The 18,574-nt window shown below is 74.1% G+C and carries 15 protein-coding genes; 4 read left to right on the forward strand and 11 right to left on the reverse strand.

Annotated features, from left to right (window positions below; translation table 11 throughout):
* Window positions 1–11: 11 nt before the first annotated feature.
* Complete coding sequence (locus LQ326_RS25870; protein ID WP_234540149.1) at window positions 12–377, reverse strand: ArsR/SmtB family transcription factor; 366 nt, start codon at window positions 375–377, stop codon at window positions 12–14.
* A gap of 385 nt (window positions 378–762) precedes the next feature.
* On the opposite strand from LQ326_RS25870, the gene LQ326_RS25875 reads away from it, so the two are divergent.
* The gene (locus tag LQ326_RS25875) at window positions 763–2,145 is read left to right on the forward strand and encodes an NAD(P)-binding domain-containing protein (RefSeq protein WP_234540151.1); all 1,383 of its coding nucleotides are present in this window, start codon (window positions 763–765) and stop codon (window positions 2,143–2,145) included.
* 231 nt (window positions 2,146–2,376) lie between these two features.
* On the opposite strand, the gene LQ326_RS25880 is transcribed toward LQ326_RS25875, so the two are convergent.
* The 4 genes from LQ326_RS25880 to LQ326_RS25895 all read right to left on the reverse strand — a co-directional run bounded on the left by LQ326_RS25880 (window position 2,377) and on the right by LQ326_RS25895 (window position 6,477).
* Window positions 2,377–3,624 carry an MDR family MFS transporter gene (locus tag LQ326_RS25880; protein ID WP_234540152.1) on the reverse strand — a complete coding sequence of 416 codons (1,248 nt, stop codon included), beginning with the start codon at window positions 3,622–3,624 and terminating at the stop codon, window positions 2,377–2,379.
* Entirely contained in the window at window positions 3,621–4,745 is a 1,125-nt protein-coding gene (locus tag LQ326_RS25885) for a PLP-dependent cysteine synthase family protein (RefSeq protein WP_234540153.1), read from the reverse strand. Before LQ326_RS25885 ends, LQ326_RS25880 begins: the two co-directional genes overlap by 4 nt.
* A 132-nt stretch (window positions 4,746–4,877) precedes the next feature.
* Entirely contained in the window at window positions 4,878–5,318 is a 441-nt protein-coding gene (locus LQ326_RS25890; RefSeq protein ID WP_234540155.1) for a hypothetical protein, read from the reverse strand.
* 418 nt (window positions 5,319–5,736) lie between these two features.
* Window positions 5,737–6,477 (reverse strand): polysaccharide deacetylase family protein, encoded by a 741-nt coding sequence (locus LQ326_RS25895; RefSeq protein WP_372496955.1) that lies wholly within the window; start codon window positions 6,475–6,477, stop codon window positions 5,737–5,739.
* A gap of 508 nt (window positions 6,478–6,985) precedes the next feature.
* On the opposite strand from LQ326_RS25895, the gene LQ326_RS25900 reads away from it, so the two are divergent.
* Window positions 6,986–8,206 carry a S53 family peptidase gene (locus tag LQ326_RS25900; protein WP_234540158.1) on the forward strand — a complete coding sequence of 407 codons (1,221 nt, stop codon included), beginning with the start codon at window positions 6,986–6,988 and terminating at the stop codon, window positions 8,204–8,206.
* A 164-nt stretch (window positions 8,207–8,370) separates the two neighbouring features.
* Here the strand turns inward: LQ326_RS25900 and LQ326_RS25905 are convergent, their stop codons facing one another.
* The 6 genes from LQ326_RS25905 to LQ326_RS25930 form a co-directional block, all read right to left on the reverse strand.
* The gene (locus LQ326_RS25905; RefSeq protein ID WP_234540159.1) at window positions 8,371–9,318 is read right to left on the reverse strand and encodes a lysylphosphatidylglycerol synthase domain-containing protein; all 948 of its coding nucleotides are present in this window, start codon (window positions 9,316–9,318) and stop codon (window positions 8,371–8,373) included.
* Window positions 9,319–9,323: 5 nt separating this feature from the next.
* On the reverse strand, window positions 9,324–10,820 hold the full coding sequence (locus LQ326_RS25910) for a hypothetical protein (RefSeq protein ID WP_234540223.1): 1,497 nt from the start codon (window positions 10,818–10,820) through the stop codon (window positions 9,324–9,326).
* Between the two features lie 115 nt (window positions 10,821–10,935).
* Window positions 10,936–11,604 carry a response regulator gene (locus LQ326_RS25915; RefSeq protein WP_234540160.1) on the reverse strand — a complete coding sequence of 223 codons (669 nt, stop codon included), beginning with the start codon at window positions 11,602–11,604 and terminating at the stop codon, window positions 10,936–10,938.
* Entirely contained in the window at window positions 11,601–12,899 is a 1,299-nt protein-coding gene (locus LQ326_RS25920) for a sensor histidine kinase (RefSeq protein WP_234540225.1), read from the reverse strand. Before LQ326_RS25920 ends, LQ326_RS25915 begins: the two co-directional genes overlap by 4 nt.
* A gap of 28 nt (window positions 12,900–12,927) precedes the next feature.
* Window positions 12,928–13,767, reverse strand: coding sequence for an ABC transporter permease (locus LQ326_RS25925; RefSeq protein ID WP_234540162.1), 840 nt, complete (start codon window positions 13,765–13,767; stop codon window positions 12,928–12,930).
* On the reverse strand, window positions 13,764–14,711 hold the full coding sequence (locus tag LQ326_RS25930) for an ABC transporter ATP-binding protein (RefSeq protein WP_234540164.1): 948 nt from the start codon (window positions 14,709–14,711) through the stop codon (window positions 13,764–13,766). The genes LQ326_RS25925 and LQ326_RS25930 overlap by 4 nt, the downstream gene beginning before the upstream one ends.
* 519 nt (window positions 14,712–15,230) lie before the next feature.
* On the opposite strand from LQ326_RS25930, the gene LQ326_RS25935 reads away from it, so the two are divergent.
* Both LQ326_RS25935 and LQ326_RS25940 read left to right on the forward strand, forming a co-directional pair.
* Entirely contained in the window at window positions 15,231–16,448 is a 1,218-nt protein-coding gene (locus LQ326_RS25935) for a permease (protein ID WP_234540166.1), read from the forward strand.
* Window positions 16,449–16,864: 416 nt separating this feature from the next.
* On the forward strand, window positions 16,865–18,451 hold the full coding sequence (locus tag LQ326_RS25940) for an adenosine deaminase family protein (protein WP_372496956.1): 1,587 nt from the start codon (window positions 16,865–16,867) through the stop codon (window positions 18,449–18,451).
* Window positions 18,452–18,574: the final 123 nt, after the last annotated feature.

The raw sequence follows: 18,574 nt of genomic DNA on the forward strand, positions 1-18,574 counted from the left end.
GACCCGCGAAATCAGCGTGGGGCGAGCAGCTGCCCCATCGCGGCGAACACCGACGGCTCGACCCGGTAGTACACCCACGTGCCACGCCGCTCGGAGGTCAGCAGACCGGCGTCCTTGAGCTTCTTCAGGTGGTGGGAGACGGTCGGCTGGGAGACACCGACGTCCGAGATGTCGCACACGCACGCCTCGCCGCCCTCGTGGGAGGCGACCGCGGAGAAGAGCCGCAGGCGCACCGGGTCCCCGAGCGCCTTGAACATCCGCGCCGCCACGTCGGCTTCCTCCGCGGTGAACGGACGCTCGGTGAGCGGCGGGCAGCACGGCGCCGCTGCCTCGCCGGAGGCGGGTTCCAGCAGCGGCAGCGCCTTCGTATTCGACATACGTCTATGTTGACACATGTCGAACCAGTGCACGAGGGCCGCCCGGCCCCAGGTTCGGGGGGTGCGGGCGGCCAGGCGACGCGCGATCCGTTCCGCACCCCGGCCGACCCCGCGCCGACACGGGGAGTTCGACGACAGGCCGCGCCGCCGAGAGTTCCCGGCGGGGGCAGACGGGCGACGGCCTCGTCCTGGCGCGAGCGGCGGCGACAGCGGCCCGGGGCTCCGCCGAAGGGCATCCCGGACTGCGAGCCGTACGCGGCGACGCGTCGCGCACCCGCCCCGCCCGGCTCGCGGATTCGATAGATGTCTATGTTGACGCTTATCGATGCAGGTGTCATCCTGGGCCCGCAAGAGATCGACGAATGTCGAAGCAAAGGGGAACCTCGTGGCTGCGTCCACCAACAGCGCGCTCACCACCGGCCGGCTGCCCGTCGTGGTCGTCGGAGCCGGACCGGTCGGCCTGGCCGCCGCGGCCCGTCTCGTCGAGCGCGGCATCGAACCCCTCGTCCTGGAGGCCGGCCCCGCCGGGGGCAGCGCCGTACGCGACTGGTCCCATGTCCGCCTCTTCTCGACCTGGGGCGAGGTCATCGACCCGGCCGCCGAGAAGCTCCTCGCCCCGACCGGCTGGCTCCGCCCCGACAGCACGGCCTACCCGACCGGCGGCGACTGGGCCGAGCGCTACCTCCAGCCCCTCGCCGACGCCCTGGGCGACAAGGTCCGCTACGGCGCCACGGTGACCGGTGTCGCCCGCGCCGGCCGCGACCGCGTCGTCGACGCCGGCCGCGCCGAGCAGCCCTTCACCGTGCACGTCCGGCACACCGACGGCCACGAGGAGCGGATCACCGCCCGCGCCGTCATCGACGCCTCCGGCACCTGGTCCGTCCCGGGCCCGATGGGAGCGGACGGCCTGCCCGCCCTCGGCGAGAAGTCGGCCGCCGGCCGCGTCTCCTACCGCGTCCCGGACCTGAAGGACCCGGCCGTACGCGCCCGTTACGCGGGCAGGCGCACCGCGGTCGTCGGGTCCGGGGCCTCCGCCTTCACCGCCCTCGCGCTCCTCGCCGACCTGGCGAAGGAGGAAGACGGCACGCACGCGGTGTGGATCCTGCGGCGCGGCATCGGCGCGAACACGTACGGCGGCGGCGAGGCCGACCAGCTCCCCGCCCGAGGCGCCCTGGGCCTGCGCGCCAAGGAAGCGGTCGAGGCCGGTCACGCGAGCGCGGTCACCGGCTTCCGCACCCAGGCCGTGGAACCCGACGGCGACCGGCTCGTCCTCGTCGCCGAGGACGGCCGTCGCCTCGATCCGGTCGACGAGGTCATCGTGCTGACCGGCCTCCGCCCAGACCTGTCCTTCCTCTCCGAACTCCGCCTCGGCCTCGACGAACGCCTCCAGGCCCCGACCGCCCTCGCCCCGCTCATCGACCCGAACGTCCACTCCTGCGGCACCGTCTACCCGCACGGCGTGGCCGAGCTCTCCCACCCCGAGCAGGGCGTCTACCTGGTCGGCATGAAGTCCTACGGCCGCGCCCCGACCTTCCTCGCCATGACCGGCTACGAGCAGGTCCGCTCGGTCGCCGCCGCCATCGCGGGCGACCACGAGGCCGCCGCGCGCGTCGAACTGACCCTCCCGGAGACCGGCGTCTGCGGCGGCGCGGGCCTCTTCGACGAGCCGGCGAACGCCGAGCAGTCCGGCGGCGGCTGCTGTGCCGCGCCCGCCACCCTGCAGATCGGCATCGGAGCCCCGGCCGCCGCCTCCGGCGGCGGCTGCTGAACTCCTCGCCGCGCCAGGTCGGTTCGCGACCGGCCGGGCTGCCGGGCGACGGGCCCGCGCGGCGTGTGGCGGTGGCCGAGCCGCGCCATCGCCGCCCGTGCGGCGGCCCGCCGGATGCCCCGGACAGCCCGCGTACAGCTCGCCCTCCGCGTCCCGGATCCCGACGCGGCCACCGCCGTCCGCGGCAAGCCGCGCGCGGCGGCCTGCGCGGTGGCCGGGGCTCGCCGAACCTCACACCGGCACGGCCGCCGCGGCCGGCTCCGCGGTGAGATGCCCGGCGCGATGGAGCTGGGCCACCAGCACGGCGCACACGAGTCCCGTGCCGCCCAGCGCCGCCCACGGCAGCCAGCGCACACCCGTGTCGAACAGTGCGCCGACGGCCAGGTTGCCGAGCGAGATCGCGATGCCGGAGGCGGTGTTGTAGGCGCCGTAGTACGTCGCGACCAGGCGGTCGCCGGACAGGCGTACCACGGTGTCCATCTCGAACGGATAGAGCAGCGCACCGCCCCAGGCCAGCAGCGCCGCGCACACCGTCAGGGCCGCCACCCCGGCCACGGCGCCGTGGGAGCCGCGCAGCATCGGCAGGAAGGCCGCCCCCATCACCACCAGCCCGCACACGATCGCCCTCGGTCCGGGCAGGTTCCGCTTCGCCCAGGCCGTCAGTTTCAGCTGGCCCGAGAGCGCGGCCAGTGCCGAGACGGCGAAGACCGCTCCGGTCACCATCCCGGTCCGCTCCCCGAAGAGTTCGCGGGCCTGGAGCGGGAGCGCCAGGTAGACCTGGAAGGCCAGAAGGTACGAGCCGCTCATCGCGGCGGCGAAGCGGAGGAAGGGCCGGTTGGCGGCGACGGTGCGCCAGTCGGCGGCCACCGCTCGCCATGCGGGTTCGGCGCCCCGGTCGGCCGGGGGGCGTGCGGGCAGGGCGCGGGCCTGGAGTACGGCCAGCGCGCCGAAGACGAGCGCGGCGACCGCGCACACCGCGCCGAAGTCCCACGTCAGCAGGGCGAGTCCGGCGAGCGGGCCGACCAGGACCCCGGCCTGGTAGAAGACGTTGAAGGCGGCGAACGCCTCCACGCGCCGTTCCTCGCCCGCGTCCGCCGCGAGGTACGCCCGTACGGCCGGGTTGAACAGGGCGCCCGCCAGGCCCGTGAGCGCGGACGCCACGATCAGCGCGGGCAGGCTGCTCGCCACCGCGAGCAGTCCGAAGGCGACCGTCCGCAGCACGCATCCGGCCAGGATCATCGGCTTGCAGCCGTACCGGTCGGCGAGCGTGCCGCCGACCAGGAACATGCCCTGCTGGGAGAGGTTGCGCACGCCCAGCACCAGGCCGACGGCCCAGGCGGCGAGGCCGAGGCCGTGGGCGAGGTGGTCGGCGAGGTAGGGCATCAGCATGTAGAAGCCGAGGTTGATGGCGAACTGGTTCACCATCAGCAGCCGGGCCGGCCGGTCGAAGGAGGCCACCTGGGCCCGCAGCCCCCTCATCGCGCACCCGCCGTCGTCACGTCGCGCCCGAGCGGATCACGTACCTGACCGCACCGTGTCCACGCCGTCACCTCGCACTCGTCCGGTTCGGCGATCTCGTCCGGCTCCACCGGCGGTTCCTGGCCGAGCAGCCGGTGCTCGCGGCACCAGGCGTCGTTGTAGACCGTCTCCAGGTAGCGGTGCGGGCCGTCGGGGAAGATCGCGGCGATGCGCGTCCCGGCGGGGTACGTCCGTGCCGCCCACCCGGCCACCAGCGCCACCGCCCCGACGCTCCAGCCTCCGGACGCGTAGTGCAGCCGGGCCAGTCGCCGGCAGGCCCACACCGCCTCGGCCGGGCCCACCCAGTGGACCTCGCTGAAGGCTCCGTAGTCGACGTTGGAGGGATGGATGCTGGAGCCGAGCCCGCGCATGAGGCGTGGGCGCGCGGGTTGCCCGAAGATCGTCGAGCCGGTCGCGTCCACGCCGATGAGCCGCAGGCCGGGGAAGGACTCACGCAGCCCCGCCGCGACCCCGGCGGAGTGGCCGCCGGTGCCCACGGCGGCCACCAGGACGTCGATCCGGCCGATCTGGGCGACGAGTTCGGCGGCCAGCGGCCGGTAGGCGGCCCTGTTGTCGGGGTTGTGGTACTGGTCGGGGCAGTAGGCGTCGGGGGCCCGGTCCAGGAGTTCGGCCACGCGCTCGCGGCGGGCCCGCTGCCAGCCGCCGTCGGCATGCGGCGCGGCGACCTGGTCGACGTGCGCGCCCAGGGCGGTGAGCAGCCGGACCATCGACGGCTCCATGCCGGGGTCGGTGACGACGGTGACCGGATGGCCGTAGGTCAGTCCGGCCAGGACGAGGCCCAGACCGAGGGTGCCGCTGGAGGACTCGACGACGGGTGCACCGGGCAGGAGTTCGCCGCGCCGACGCGCTTCCCGGACCATGTGCAGGCCCGGGCGGTCCTTGATGCCGCCGGGGTTGGCGCCTTCCAGCTTGGCGTAGAAGCCGCGTCCCGGCGGGGCGAACGGCTTCTCGATCCACAGCGCGGGTGTGCTGCCGACCAGGTCGGCGGGGCGGCGGGCGATCAGGGGGACGGGGGTGGCGGCCCTGTCGGACAGGGCGGATTCGAGCAAGGTGAGATCCATGGTGGTACGGCTCCTTCGCACCCGCTCTCGGGCGGGCGCGGTGCAGACGGTGCGGGGGGCGCGTGGGCACGCCGAGCCGCGATCCGGCGCCTGTGCGGCGCGGAACCGGTCGGGACGGCGTGCGGGGCGCGCCTATTGCCGCCAGAGGCAGTGCCGTACGCACGCGGATCTGCCGCCGTCCGGTGCGGAATCGCCGGCCGTCGGACCGGCGCGGCCGAGCCAGGGGTGCGTGTCGGGGCGGTCGAGGGCCGGGTCGGCGAGGTGGGGGACGCGGACCGGAAGGTCGGCGGAGTCCCGCACCCGGTCGACCGCGTGCTGCAGGGCGTCCTCGGAGGCGTCGCCGTGACGGTGGCCTCGACCCTGCTCGTGATCGCGATCGGTCGCGGACGCCACCTGCTCCTTCGCCGTCGGCACCCGGACGTGCGTGCCGGCGACCGAGTGGTGCGGGCCGAGGAATCCCGGCCCGTGCAGGGCGCCCACCAGATGGGCCGCCACCAGCAGCATCAGTCCGAGGAGCAGGGCGGTCGGCAGGGGGCGCCGCTGGGCGCGCCTGCCGACTGCCATACGGATCACATACGCAGCGTATCGACTCGATCACAGGACGCCACTTTGGCGAGGGCGGGTCGGCCCCGTGTCACCACCCCGTACGCGCCGTGCGCGCGTGGCGCGGCCAGGGGCGTACGTCCGGCTCCCGCACACCTCGGAGCCGGCGTCCCGAGGAGACCGTCCAGGAGATCCACGCGGTCGTGCGCCATGGCGGCCCTGCTCCGCCGCGCACCAGGTGCCGTCCCGGGCGGCTCTTCAACAGCCCGAGCTCCCCGGCCGCCGGGCCGCAGGACCCGGTACCTCTCGCGCAGGGCGGGGCCGGCAGGCGAACGCGTTGCGCGCCCCCTGTCCTCGCGGCACCGGGAGTCGCCCGGAGCGGGCAGTACAGGACGGCGGTTCCCCAAGGGCCGCCGGCGGACTTCGGGCCCGGACCGGACGACCGGGCTCAGGGCCGGTAGACCATCCCCGGCCGGGCCTTGGCAGGGGCGAGCAGCTGCGACACGGTGACGATCGTGTAGCCGCGCTGCTGGAGCGCCTTGAGGATTCCCGGGACGGCGGGCACGGTGCCCTTGTGCAGGTCGTGCAGCAGGATGATGCCGTCGCGGTGGGTCTGCTCGAGCACCCGCTTGGTGATCAGCGCCGAGTCGGTCGTCTCGTAGTCCTTGGCCGTGACGCTCCACAGCACCTGCGCCAGGCCCAGCTCCTTGCAGATCTTGGCCACTTTGCGGCTGGTGCGGCCCTGGGGCGGTCGCATCAGGACGGGCCTGGTGCCGGTGATCCTCTCGATGGCGTCCTGGGTGCGGGTCAGTTCCTGACGGGCTTCGTCCGTGTCGATCTGGGTCAGGATCTTGTGCGTCCAGGTGTGGTTGCCGATCTCGTGGCCCTCGTCCGAGATGCGCCGGAGGATCCCGGGATACTTCGCGATGTGGCCGGCGCCCTGCACGAAGAACGTCGCGTGCAGATGCTCCTGCTTCAGGATGTCCAGGAGCCGAGGGGTCGTCGGGCTGGGCCCGCCGTCGAAGGTGAGGGCCACGCATTTCGCCTTGCGGCAGTCGACCGGCCCGGCCACCGACCCTGACGCCTTGTCACGGGCCGCGCGCGGCGACGTGTGGTCGTACGTCGTGACCGTCAGGGCAATGGTCAGCGTGACGGCCAGGGCCACGGCCACGACCGTCACGAGCGGGATGAGTATGCGCGGCCGTCGTATGCGCGCCAATGAGAGCACGGGCTGCCTTCCCCCGATCGGATGATGCGTACATGCTTACTGACGGCTTTCGCGGTCCATGGGTTGGCTCGCGCGAGCGTGTTCTGAAGAGCGCGACCAGGAAGGCGCGGGCGGCGCGGCGACGGTCCGGGGGATCGGCCTCGCGAGCCCCTCGGGTGCTCACCGCGCCGGGCGGAGGCGGAACCGGGGCGCGAAGCGTGTGTGCGGCGCGGGCCTGACGGCCGCCGCCAACCGCCCCCCGGGCCGCCCGAGTCGCGGCCAGCCCGAATTCCAACCATGGCCCGCCCAGGAAATGCACATGAGAAACACAGTCAAGGCAAAGGAATGCCACCCGCTTCACCATTCACCTTGTTGACGTGGCCGCGACATCCGTACAGTCTGCCCGGTCACGGCGCGCACCCAGCGCCGAGGTCGTACCGCGCACCCCCCACAGCCCTTCCCGGTTCATCCACCATGTGGAGGACGTACGTTGCGCAGAATCGTTTCTTTCCCCGCCCTGGCGACACTCGCCACGGCCGCCCTCGCCCTGGCCGCCCCTGTCGGCCAGGCGGCCCAGGGCGCGGCCTCCCCAGCGCATGGCGTCACCGTCGCCCGCGCCTGCACCGCTCCGACGAAGCAGAACCAGATGGCCTGCAACGCCCTGCAGGTCACCGCGGGCACCCCGAAGTCGGCGCGCGCCGAGAGCGGCCTGTCCACGGCCGCCGCGCCCTCCGGCTACGGCCCCGCCTCGCTCCAGTCGGCATACAACCTGCCGTCCGCCGCAAGCGGTTCGGGCCAGACGGTGGCGATCGTCGACGCCTACGACGACCCCACCGCCGAGTCCGACCTCGCCGTCTACCGCTCCCAGTACGGTCTGCCCGCCTGCACCACGGCCAACGGCTGCTTCACGAAGACCGACCAGAACGGCGGCACCGGCTACCCGCGCGGCGACTCCGGCTGGGCCGAGGAGATCTCCCTCGACCTCGACATGGTCAGCGCGGCCTGCCCGAACTGCAAGATCCTGCTCGTCGAGGCCAAGACCGCGTCCATGACCAACCTCGGGACGGCCGTGAACACCGCCGTCAGGCTGGGCGCGAAGTTCGTCTCCAACAGCTACGGCGGCTCCGAGTCCTCCAGCGACGCGACCTACGACTCCAGCTACTTCAACCACCCCGGCGTCGCCATCACCGTCTCCTCCGGTGACGGCGGCTACGGCGTCGAGTACCCGGCCGCCTCCAAGTACGTGACGGCGGTGGGCGGTACGTCCCTGAACACCGCGTCCAACTCCCGCGGCTGGACCGACACGGTCTGGAGCGGGGCGGGCTCCGGCTGCTCCACGTACGACGCCAAACCCAGCTGGCAGAAGGACACCGTCTGCGCCGACCGCACCGTGGCGGACGTCTCCGCGGTCGCCGACCCGAACACCGGCGTCGCGGTCTACGACAGCTACCGCTCGGCCACCGGCTGGATGGTCTTCGGCGGCACCAGCGCCTCCTCACCCCTGATCGCGGCGACCTACGCCCTGGGCGGCGCCCCGTCCGCCGGCTCCTACCCGGCGTCCTTCCCGTACGCCCACACCACCGCCCTGTACGACGTCAGCAGCGGCTCCAACGGCAGCTGCGGCGGTTCCTACCTCTGCACCGGCACCACCGGGTACGACGGCCCGTCCGGGCTCGGCGTCCCGAACGGGACCACCGCCTTCACCGGCTGAACGGCCCCATGAGGTAACCACGTCGGTACTCCCGGACCTGCGCCACCGGGCCGGAGTCGGCGACCACGCCGACTCCGGCCTCCCTCGCGCACAGCACGCGCACCGCCCGCCAGGCGGCGACCGGATCGGCCGAAGAGGCCGGAGAAGGCAGGGGCCGGGCCGGTTCACAGGGCCGAGCGGCGGACCAGCAGTGCCAGGACCAGCAGCCCGGGGGCCATCGGCAGCCACCCGGTCAGCAGGCGGTAGCCGAGGACCGCCGAGACCGCAGCCGGGCCCGGCGCGCCGGCCGCCGTGAGCGCGAGGGCGAGCGCGGCGTCCAGCGACCCCAGTCCGCCCGGCGTGGGCAGCAGCGCCGCCGCGCCGCTGGCGACCAGGTAGGCCATGACCACCCGGCTCGCGGGGAGGCCGAGGCCGATCGCGTGGACCACGGCGACGACCACCCCGGCGTGCAGCAGGGCGAACGCCACCGACCCGCCCCACAGCGCGCAGGCCCGCGCCCGGCACCGGTGCACCTCGCGTACGTCGGTGAAGGCCTGGCTCACCACTCGTCTGAGGCGGCCGCTGGCCGCGACCGCCAGGGCGACGGTCACGGCCGCCACCGGCAGCAGGACCAGGACGTACGGGACCCGCGCGGACAGCCGCACCGTGCCGGGCGAGGCGGCCAGCAGGGCCACGCCCAGCGCGCACCGGACGATCCCGCCGACGGCCGCCTTCACCGCCAGCGCGGTCGCCGAGCGCCGGGTGGACAGCCCGCACCGCGTCAGGAACCGCAGGTTGACCAGCGTCGCTCCGGCTCCCGCCGGAAGGACGTGGTTGGCGGCGCCGGCCGCGAACTGCGCCGCCACCAGCCGGCCCTTGGGCAGCGGTTCGACCACCGCGCCCTGCTGCGCCACGGCCGCGCACACCCAGGTGGCCAGGGCGGCGAGGCAGGCGAGCACCAGCCACTCCCCGTCGGCGGCGGCCAGCCGGTCGGTGCCGCTGTCCAGCGTGGCCCGGTGCGCGGCGAGCATCCCGCCGGCGGCGGCGAGCACCACCAGGGTGACGCCCAGCTGGACGTACAGGCGCCTGCCCAGGGGGATCAGCGTGAGGGGCGGGCTCTCGGCCTCGGTCATGGCGGTCACCTCTCCTGCCGTACCCCGGGTGCCAGGTACGCCCGCAGGCTGCCGACCCGCTCCTCGGGCCAGGCACGGGCGTAAGCGGGCGGACGGCCGTGCGGCGGCACCAGGACGGCGAGGGAGGTGCGCTGGGCGGCGCGCTTCAGCTCGGCCACGGTGGTGCTGGCGTCATGCCCTTTCGGCTGGGCGGAGCCGCAGCCTGCGTAGAAGGCGACGGGGACCGCGTCGTGGCCGCTGAGCAGGCACGGCGGCCGTACCCCACGCGCGTTCAGGGCGGCGGCGGTGCGGGCCCACTCGGCGCGGGAGGCGGCGGAGCTGTGCACGGTGTGTTCCAGGACGACGTACTGCACGGCCAGATGGCCCGCCAGGCCGATCGCCAGGAAGGCGGTCGCCAGGATGCGCCCGGCCCGGTGCGCCGGGGCGGTCACCAGGTGGACGAGGCCGTGGGCGACGGGGAGGGCGAGCAGGGCGTAGGCGGGCAGCAGGAAGCGGGGGGCCGCGTAGCCGATGAGAAAGAGGTAGGGGACCGCGGCCGTGACGGCGCAGGCCCCCGGGAGGAGGACGGGCAGGGCGCGCCGGGCGCGGACGGCGACCACCGCACCGAGGACGGCGAGGACGGGCAGCGCGAACCACCACAGGGTCACCAGGGGGCTGGGGGCCGAACCCGTGCAGGGCCGGCACAGGGTACGGCCGCCGAGGCTGCGCAACTGGTCGACGACGGCGAGGTGCCAGCCGAGGCCGCCCTGAACGTCGGAGGCGGCGGACAGGCGCTGCCCGAGACCGCCGTAGCTCGTGAAAGCCTCGACCACCCACTCGCCGGCACCCGCCGCCAGCCCTCCGGCCAGCACGAGGAGGAGACGGGGGCGGCGCCAGGAGAGCAGGCAGAGCGCGAGCAGGGGCAGCACGACGTAGACCGCGTCCATCGGGCGCATCCCAGCCATCAGCGCCGCGCCCGCGAACACCCCCCACCAGGCCGCCCGGTCCTTCGCGTTCGCGCGGGCGCGCAGGAAGCAGCCCACGCAGACCAGGGCGCCGATGGCGACCCAGTAGTTGGGCATGGCCTCGGGGCCGTAGAACAGCGTCACCCACAACGAGGCGAACAGGGCGCCGGCCAGGGCCAGGACGCCGGGCCGGAAGTGGCCGCGCCAGACGCGCAGCGCGAGGTAGAGGGCGAGGCCGGAGAGGACGGCCAGATAGCTCCGGAGCAGGGCGGTGGAGTCGGACCACGACGCGATCGGGGCGACCAGGAGCGAGATGCCGCGGGAGCGGGGCGCGCTGAAGTAGGCGGCGGGCACGTGACCGCTGACCTGGCTGACGTAGACGGTCTCGTCCCAGCCGAGACCGAGATCCGGCCGTACGAGGAGGAGCTGGGCGAGCGTGAAGGCGGCCGCGACCGCCGCGAGCCGGGGCTCGCCCCACGCGCGCCGGGGCCGCAGGGCCCGCGGGGAAGGGCCAGTGCGGGGCACACCGGTCGTCGCGGCGTTCGAGCCGTCGGACATCTCGCCCCTCTCGTCGTCGTGCGCCACGGAGCCGACCGCTCCTACAGCTTGTAGGGGGATGTCCCACCCTACGGCTCTCATGGTGAGAGGCGGGCAAGGAGGCGTCCGGTTCCGCTCAGCCGGCGCCGGGGCGGGCGAGTCCCCGGTCGTAGGCGAAGATCACGGCCTGCACGCGGTCGCGGGCGCCGATCTTGGCCAGGACCCGGCCGACGTGCGTCTTCACGGTGGACTCGGACACGACGAAGCGGGCGGCGATCTCGCCGTTGGTCCAGCCCTTGCCGATGGCGACGAGGATCTCGCGCTCACGTTCGGTGAGGGAGGCCAGTCGCGGGTCCTCGTCCGGGGCATTTCTTCCGGTGGGCACGTACCGGGCGTACTCGTCCAGGATGCGGCGGGTGAGGGCCGGCGCGATCACCGCGTCGCCCCCGGCGACCGCGCGGATCCCGGCGAGCAGTTCCTCGGGACGCGCGTCCTTGAGGAGGAAGCCGCTGGCTCCGGCCCGCAGGGCGGCGTGCACGTACTCGTCGACGTCGAAGGTGGTCAGCACGAGGACCCGGGAGCGCCCCCCGGCCTCCACGATCCGGCGGGTCGCCTCGATACCGTCCACGCCGGGCATGCGCACATCCATCAGCACGACGTCGGGACGCAGTTCGGCGGTCCTGCGGACGGCCTCGGCGCCGTTCGCGGCCTCACCGACCACCTCCGTCTCGGGCATGGAGTCGAGCAGCACCCGGAAGCCGTAGCGCTGCAGCTGCTGGTCGTCGACGACGAGCACCGTGGTCACCGGGTGCCTCCCCGCGGTCTCAGGTCGAGGGCGGCCTCCACGGCCCACCCTCCGTCGGCCGCCGGTCCGGCGCTCACGGTCCCTCCGTACAGCGCCGCTCGTTCGCGCATGCCCACCAGTCCGTGTCCTTCCTCGTTCCATGGTCCGGGTCCGCTGGCCGGGCCGTTGTCGCGGATCCGGATGACGAGCCGTTCGTCCGCGGCGGCGACCGACAGGTTCACCCGGGTGCCGGCACCGGCGTGCTTCAGGGTGTTGGTCAGGGCTTCCTGGACGATGCGGTAGACCGTCAGCTGCACGCCCCGGTCCAGGGCGTCCACCTCGCCGACGGTCCGGTAGACGATGTCCAGGCCGGCGGTGCGTACGCCGTCGCACAGCGCCCCGATGTCCGCGAGGCCGGGCTGCGGGCTGAGTTCGGGCGCCTGGCGGGCGCCGTCCGACGCCTCGCGCAGGACGCCGAGCACGCGGCGCAGCTCGCCGAGGGCGGTGCGGCCGGTGTCGCCGATGAGCCGCAGGGCCTCCTTGCCGTGCTGGGGCGCGGTGTCGGCGGCGTACGCGCCGGCGTCGGCGAGGGTGATGATGACGGACAGGTTGTGGCCGACGATGTCGTGCATCTCGCGGGCCACCCGGGCGCGTTCCGTGGCGGTCGCGAGTCTGATGCGCTGGTCGCGTTCCGTCTCCAGCCGTGCCGCCCGCTCCCGCAGCCCGGCGAGCTGCGCCCGCCGGGCCCGCACCGTCAGGCCCACGGCCAGGGCCGCGGTGGCCGTGCTGAGCAGGAAGAACAGGGCGTCCCAGACGGACACGACCGGCGAGACGCGCACCGCGACCAGCACCATCCCCGCCGCCATCACCGCGCCGGCCCACGGCAGCCGGCGCAGCCGCCCGTGCAGGGCCAGGCTGTACAGCGCGACGAACAGGGCGGCGTCCGCGCGCAGCGCGGCGCCCAGCGCCCACTGCAGGAAGAAGACGGCGGCGATGGCGGCGAAGACCGCCATGGGCCGGCGCCGCCGCCACAGCAGCGGCAGCACCAGACCGGCCTGCAGGGCCAGCACGGCCGCCAGGGGGAGCCGGGTGAAGGCGAACTGGAACCTGCTCCGGCTGTCGCCGCCCCCGTGCCCCACGCCACCGTGGTGCACCAGGTCCGGCAGGCAGAACACGAGGAAGACCAGCGCCGCCACCGCGGTGTCCAGCACCCACGGACGGGCGCGGTCCGCCTGCCGCAGCCGCTGGCCGGCCCGGGCGAGCCGGGCGGCCAGCGGTCCCGTCACGCCGACGTCCGCGGCGGAGGTGGTCGTCAAGGTGGTCACCCGCCCATGGTGCAGGCCGTCAGACGTCGCTGCGCACCAGCCGGTACGCCGCCCCCGCCAGCGCGAGCACCGTCCAGCCGAGGAAGACCAGCAGTCCGGCGCCCGGCGCGAGGGTCGTGGAGTCGTGCGTGAGGGCGAACATCGACTCGCCCGCGTTGGACGGCAGGTAGGGGCTGATGTTGTCCTGCCAGGAGCTCGGCAGCAGGGATATCAGGCCCGGGACCAGCATCAGGGCGGCGACCAGCACGGAGATGCCGCCGGCCACCGACCGCAGCAGGGCGCCCAGGGCGGTGCCGATGACGCCGACCAGGCCGAGGTAGAGCCCGGCGCCCAGCAGGCTGCGCACGACGCCCGCGTGCGAGAGGCCCATCGCCGCGGGCGTGCCCGACACGATGTGGCTGCCGGACAGGAAGGCGACGAACACGCCCAGCGTTGCCACCACCAGCGCGACCAGCCCGAACACGGCCGCCTTGGACCACAGCACGGGCAGCCGGCGCGGTACGGCCGTGAGCGTGGAGCGGATCATTCCGGTGGAGTACTCGCCGGCCGTGACCAGCACGCCGAGCACGCCGAGGGCGAGCTGGGCGAAGTTGGTGCCGAAGAGGGACAGGCTCACGGCCGTCGCGGTGGCGAAGTCGCGCTCCTGCTGTCCGGAGCCGATACCGGACTTGTAGTGGTCCGCGGCGATCAGGCCGAAGGCGACGAGGAAGAGCAGGCCGAGGCCCAGGGTGATCCAGGTCGAGCGCAGCGACCACAGCTTGGCCCACTCCGAGGCGAGCACGCGCCGGCCGGTCACCCGGTAGGCGGGGCGGGCCGGGGTGGCCGGGGACGCCTCGACGGGCGCGGTGAGGGTGCTCATGCCGCACTCCCCTCGGCCACGCGGGTCTCGATACCGGTCGTCGAGCCGTGGTACTCCACGGCATCCCTGGTCAGGTTCATGAACGCCTCCTCCAACGACACCGTCCGCGCGGTCAGTTCGAACAGCGCGATCCCGTGCTCGGCCGCCTTCAGACCGATCTCCCGGGCGCTGAGCCCGGTCACCTGAAGCTCCTCGGAGCCGGCCCGGCCGGTGATGCCGACGCCGGGACCGGCCAGTGCCTCCCGCAGCCGGGCCGGCTCCTGGGTGGCCACCCGCACCGTGTCGCCGCCCGCCTCCCTGACGAGGTCCGTCACGGTGGTGTCGGCGAGCAGCCGTCCGCGTCCCACGATGATCAGATGGTCCGCGACCAGCGCCATCTCGCTCATCAGGTGCGAGGACACGAACACCGTCCGGCCCTCGTCGGCGAGGGCCGTGAGCAGGTTGCGGATCCAGAGCACGCCCTCCGGGTCGAGCCCGTTGACCGGCTCGTCCAGCATCACCGTCTGCGGATCGCCCAGCAGCGCCGCCGCGATGCCGAGCCGCTGCCCCATGCCGAGCGAGAACGCGCCGGCCCGCTTCCTCGCCACGCTGCCGAGGCCGGCCAGTTCGATCACCTCGTCGACCCGGCGGCGCGGAATGCCGTGGGTCAGCGCGAGCGCCAGCAGGTGGTTGTAGGCGGAGCGGCCCGGGTGGACCGACTTCGCCTCCAGAAGCGCGCCCACCTCCTGCAGCGGCGCCTGGTGGCGGGCGTAGGTCCGCCCGTTGACCGTCACCGACCCGCTGGTCGGGGCGTCGAGCCCGACGATCATGCGCATGGTCGTGGACTTCCCCGCGCCGTTGGGCCCCAGGAACCCGGTCACCGTGCCTGGCCGCACGGCGAAGTCCAGCCCGTCGACGGCCGTCTTCTCGCCGTACCTCTTGGTCAGCTGCTGTGCGTCGATCATGCGCGCCTCTCCCTGTCGGAACCGGCGCCCGTCCGTCGCCCCTCGACGCCTCACTGACAACGCTAGGAGCCGAAACGCCCCGATCCGGTGGTACCGGGGACTGATCCGCGCCCGCCGGGTGGTACCGCGGTACTACGCGCCGCTGCGCCTGCGGTCGCACCGGTCGAGCCGCGCACCGGTCGAGCCGCGCGCCGCTCGGGCTCGTGCGGCCGCTGCTGGAGCGCGGCCCGGGGCCTGTGCCTGCGCTGCGCTCCGGGCACGGCGGCCGAGGCGATGACATCCAAAGACCCCGAAGACCCCGAAGGCGCCCGAAGCCCCTCGGAGCCTCGGGCAGCCGGCGCCCCGCTCGGCAGAGGCGGCGTCGGCCGGGCGGCGGGCGGAGTTCAGCGCCGCCGGCGCGGGCAGGAGAGCCGAGTGGCGGAAAACGGGTACCACCCGGATACCGTGGCACCACTGGCCTTCATACCCCATGGGGGTATATAAACTGAGGGTCGCGGCCGGCTGTGAAGGGTGGGAACCATGCATGCGATCGGGCACGCGCTCTCCATCGCCGGGTCGATGACCTGGGAGATCACCTGGGCGCTGATCCTCGGCTTCACGCTCTCCGCGATCGTGCAGGCCGTGGTGCGCCGGGAGACGGTCGTACGGCTGCTCGGGGACGACCGGCCCCGTACGCTCGCGCTGTCCGCGGGGCTCGGCGCCGCCTCCTCGTCCTGTTCCTACGCCGCCGTCGCCCTCGCCCGCTCCCTGTTCCGCAAGGGCGCGGACTTCACCGCGGCCATGGCCTTCGAGATCGCCTCCACCAACCTCGTGATCGAACTGGGCGTGATCCTCGCCCTGCTGATGGGCTGGCAGTTCACCGCCGCGGAGTTCGTCGGCGGTCCGATCATGATCGTCGTCCTCGCCGTGCTGTTCCGGGTGCTGCTGCGGGAGCGGCTGCTGCGCCGGGCCCGGGAGCAGGCCGAGCGCGGCGTGGCGGGCTCCATGGAGGGGCACGCGGCGATGGACATGTCCGTCGGCGGCGAGGGCGGTTTCGTCCGCCGGCTGCTCTCCCGGAACGGGTTCACGTCCGTCTCCCACATCTTCGTCATGGAGTGGGCGGCGATCCTGCGCGATCTGGTGGCCGGGCTGCTGATCGCCGGGGCGATCGCCGCCTGGGTGCCGGACGACTTCTGGCAGAGCCTCTTCCTGACCGGCCACCCGCTCGCGGCCAAGCTGACCGGGCCGCTGATCGGACCGCTGGTGGCCATCGCCTCGTTCGTCTGCTCCATCGGCAACGTGCCGCTGGCCGTGGTGCTCTGGAAGGGCGGGATCAGCTTCGGCGGCGTCATCGCCTTCATCTACGCCGACCTGCTGATCCTGCCGATCCTCAACATCTACCGGAAGTACTACGGCGCCCGGATGACCGCGTTCCTGCTGGGCACCTTCTACGCCTCGATGGTGGTGGCCGGCTACGCCGTGGAGCTCGTCTTCGGGGGCCTGGGGCTGGTCCCCGACCAGGCCGACGCGAAGATCCCCGACGAGGGGATCAGCTGGAACTACACCACCTGGCTCAACATCGCCTTCCTGCTGCTGGCCGCCGCGCTGGTCGTACGGTTCCTGCGCACCGGCGGCCCGGCGATGCTGCGGATGATGGGCGGTTCGCCCGACGACGGCGGGGACCGGCAGGAGGGCCACGGGCACGGACACGAGCACATGCACGGGCACGAGCACATGCACGGCGAACACAGCCCCTGAGCCCGCGTGGACCGACGCCGCGAGAGCCGACCCCGCGCGGACTGAACCCGTCGCGGTGGCCGCGCGACGTCCCGTCGGCCTACCGTGACGGCCCGCTGGACTACTACGACGTCGCGACGGACCGTCCGCCGACCGGCGCCCGACCCGTACACGGCCTTGCGGGCGCGGCACCCAGGACACGGCACCCAGGACACGGCACCGAGAACCGCCGCCCCGCTGCGCCCGCTCGGGTGGCACCGCGTGCGTGCCGCGTGGCTGTCCGGCCGTGACCGGGCCGACTTGATGATCATCGGTCCGTGACGACCTACGACGGCGCCCGCACCGCCGGCCACCCCCGCCGCACGGCACCCGCCGTAGCAGCCGCTCGCCACCGCACCCCTCTCGGCACCCCCCTCGACCGCCCCCTCGCCGCCGCCCTGCCCCTGCTCTGCTGCTGCCTGCTGACCCTGCTGGCCTGCCTGGCGACCGCGCCGCCCGCGGCCGCGCTCCCCCGGCCCCGCGCCGTCCCCCGCCCGTCGACGGACGCCGAAGCCCGCACCGACGCGTACCTGACGTCGCTGCGCACGGCGTCCCCGCACGACCCCCGGGCGCTCCGCGGCTTCTTCCTGAAGCTGCCCAAGGGCGGCGACCTGCACAACCACCTCTTCGGCGCGGTCAGGACCGAGTACCTGATCGCGCTCGCCGCCGGGGACGGGCTGTGTGTCGTCACGGCGACGCTGACCGCCGTCGTACCGCCCTGCGGCCCCGGCACCCGGCCGGCCGCCGACGCCCGCACCGACCCCGGCTTCCGCGAGGCGATCCTGCGGGCCTGGTCCATGGACCGGTTCCCGGCGGACCGGAGCGGCCACGACCACTTCTTCGCCACGTTCGACAAGTTCGGGCTGGTGCCCGCGCGGCACCCCGGCGAGGTGCTCGCCGAGGTCGCCGACTCGGTCGCCGTGCAGCACCAGTTCTATCTGGAGACCATGGTCAACCCGGCCTCCGACCGCGCCGGACAACTCGCCGACGAGGTCGGCTGGGACCCCGACCTCGCCGCCCTGCACGCCCGGCTCGTCGCGGGCGGCCGGCTCGACGACGTGGTCGCGGCGGCGCGCAGGGCGACGGACGACACCGACGCCGGGTTCCGGGCCGCCGCCCGCTGCGGCACCGATCACCCCCGACCCGGCTGCCGGCTCACCGTGCGCTTCGTCTACCAGGCCTTCCGCGGCGAGTCCCGCGAACGCGTCTTCACCGAACTGGCCCTCGGCATGCGGCTCGCCGAGCGCGATCCCCGTTTCCTCGCCGTCGATCTCGTCCAGCCCGAGGACGGGCCCACCGCGCTGGCCGGCTACACCCCGCAGATGCGCATGGTGAGGTTCCTGCACACGGTCTATCCGAAAGCCCGTGTCACCCTGCACGCGGGCGAGTTGCGGCCGGGGCTGGTGCCGCCCGAGGATCTGCGGTTCCACGTCCGGCAGGCCGTGGACATCGCCGGCGCCGAGCGCGTCGGGCACGGCGTCGACCTCCGTCACGAGGCCGACTGGCAGCGCACGGCCCGGACGATGGCCGCCCGGCGGATCGCCGTGGAGGTGCCCTTCACCAGCAACGCGCAGATCCTCGGGGTGCGCGGCGCCGCCCACCCCTTCGCCACCTACCGGGCGTACGGGGTGCCGGTCGTCCTGGCCACCGACGACCCCGGTGTCTCGCGCACCGACATCAGCCACGAGTACCAGTACGCCGCCGAGACCTACGGCCTGACGTACCCGGAGCTCAAGGACCTGGCCCGCGCCTCCGTGCAGTACGCCTTCCTGCCCGGCCGGAGCCTGTGGCGGGGCGACCCCGCCCGCGCCGGCTACCGTCCGGTCGCCGCCTGCGCCGGACAGCTCCCCGGCAGCGGCCGTCCGCCGGGGGCGCGGTGCCGGCGGCTGATCGACGCGAGCCCGAAGGCCGCCGTCCAGTGGCGCGAGGAAGCCGCCTCCGCGGACTTCGAGCGGACCGTCGCCGGAGCCGCGCCTCGACGTTGAGAAACACCTACGTCCGGCCCCCGGCCAACCGGCAGAGCACCCCGCTGGAAGTGCCACGACATGCAGTGTGCCGACCGCGGCGCCGTCGTGGCCGGCCGCGCCCACGCCGCGGAGCCGCACATC

Origin of the sequence: Streptomyces shenzhenensis, assembly GCF_021462265.1 — a bacterium.
Lineage (GTDB): Bacteria > Actinomycetota > Actinomycetes > Streptomycetales > Streptomycetaceae > Streptomyces > Streptomyces shenzhenensis.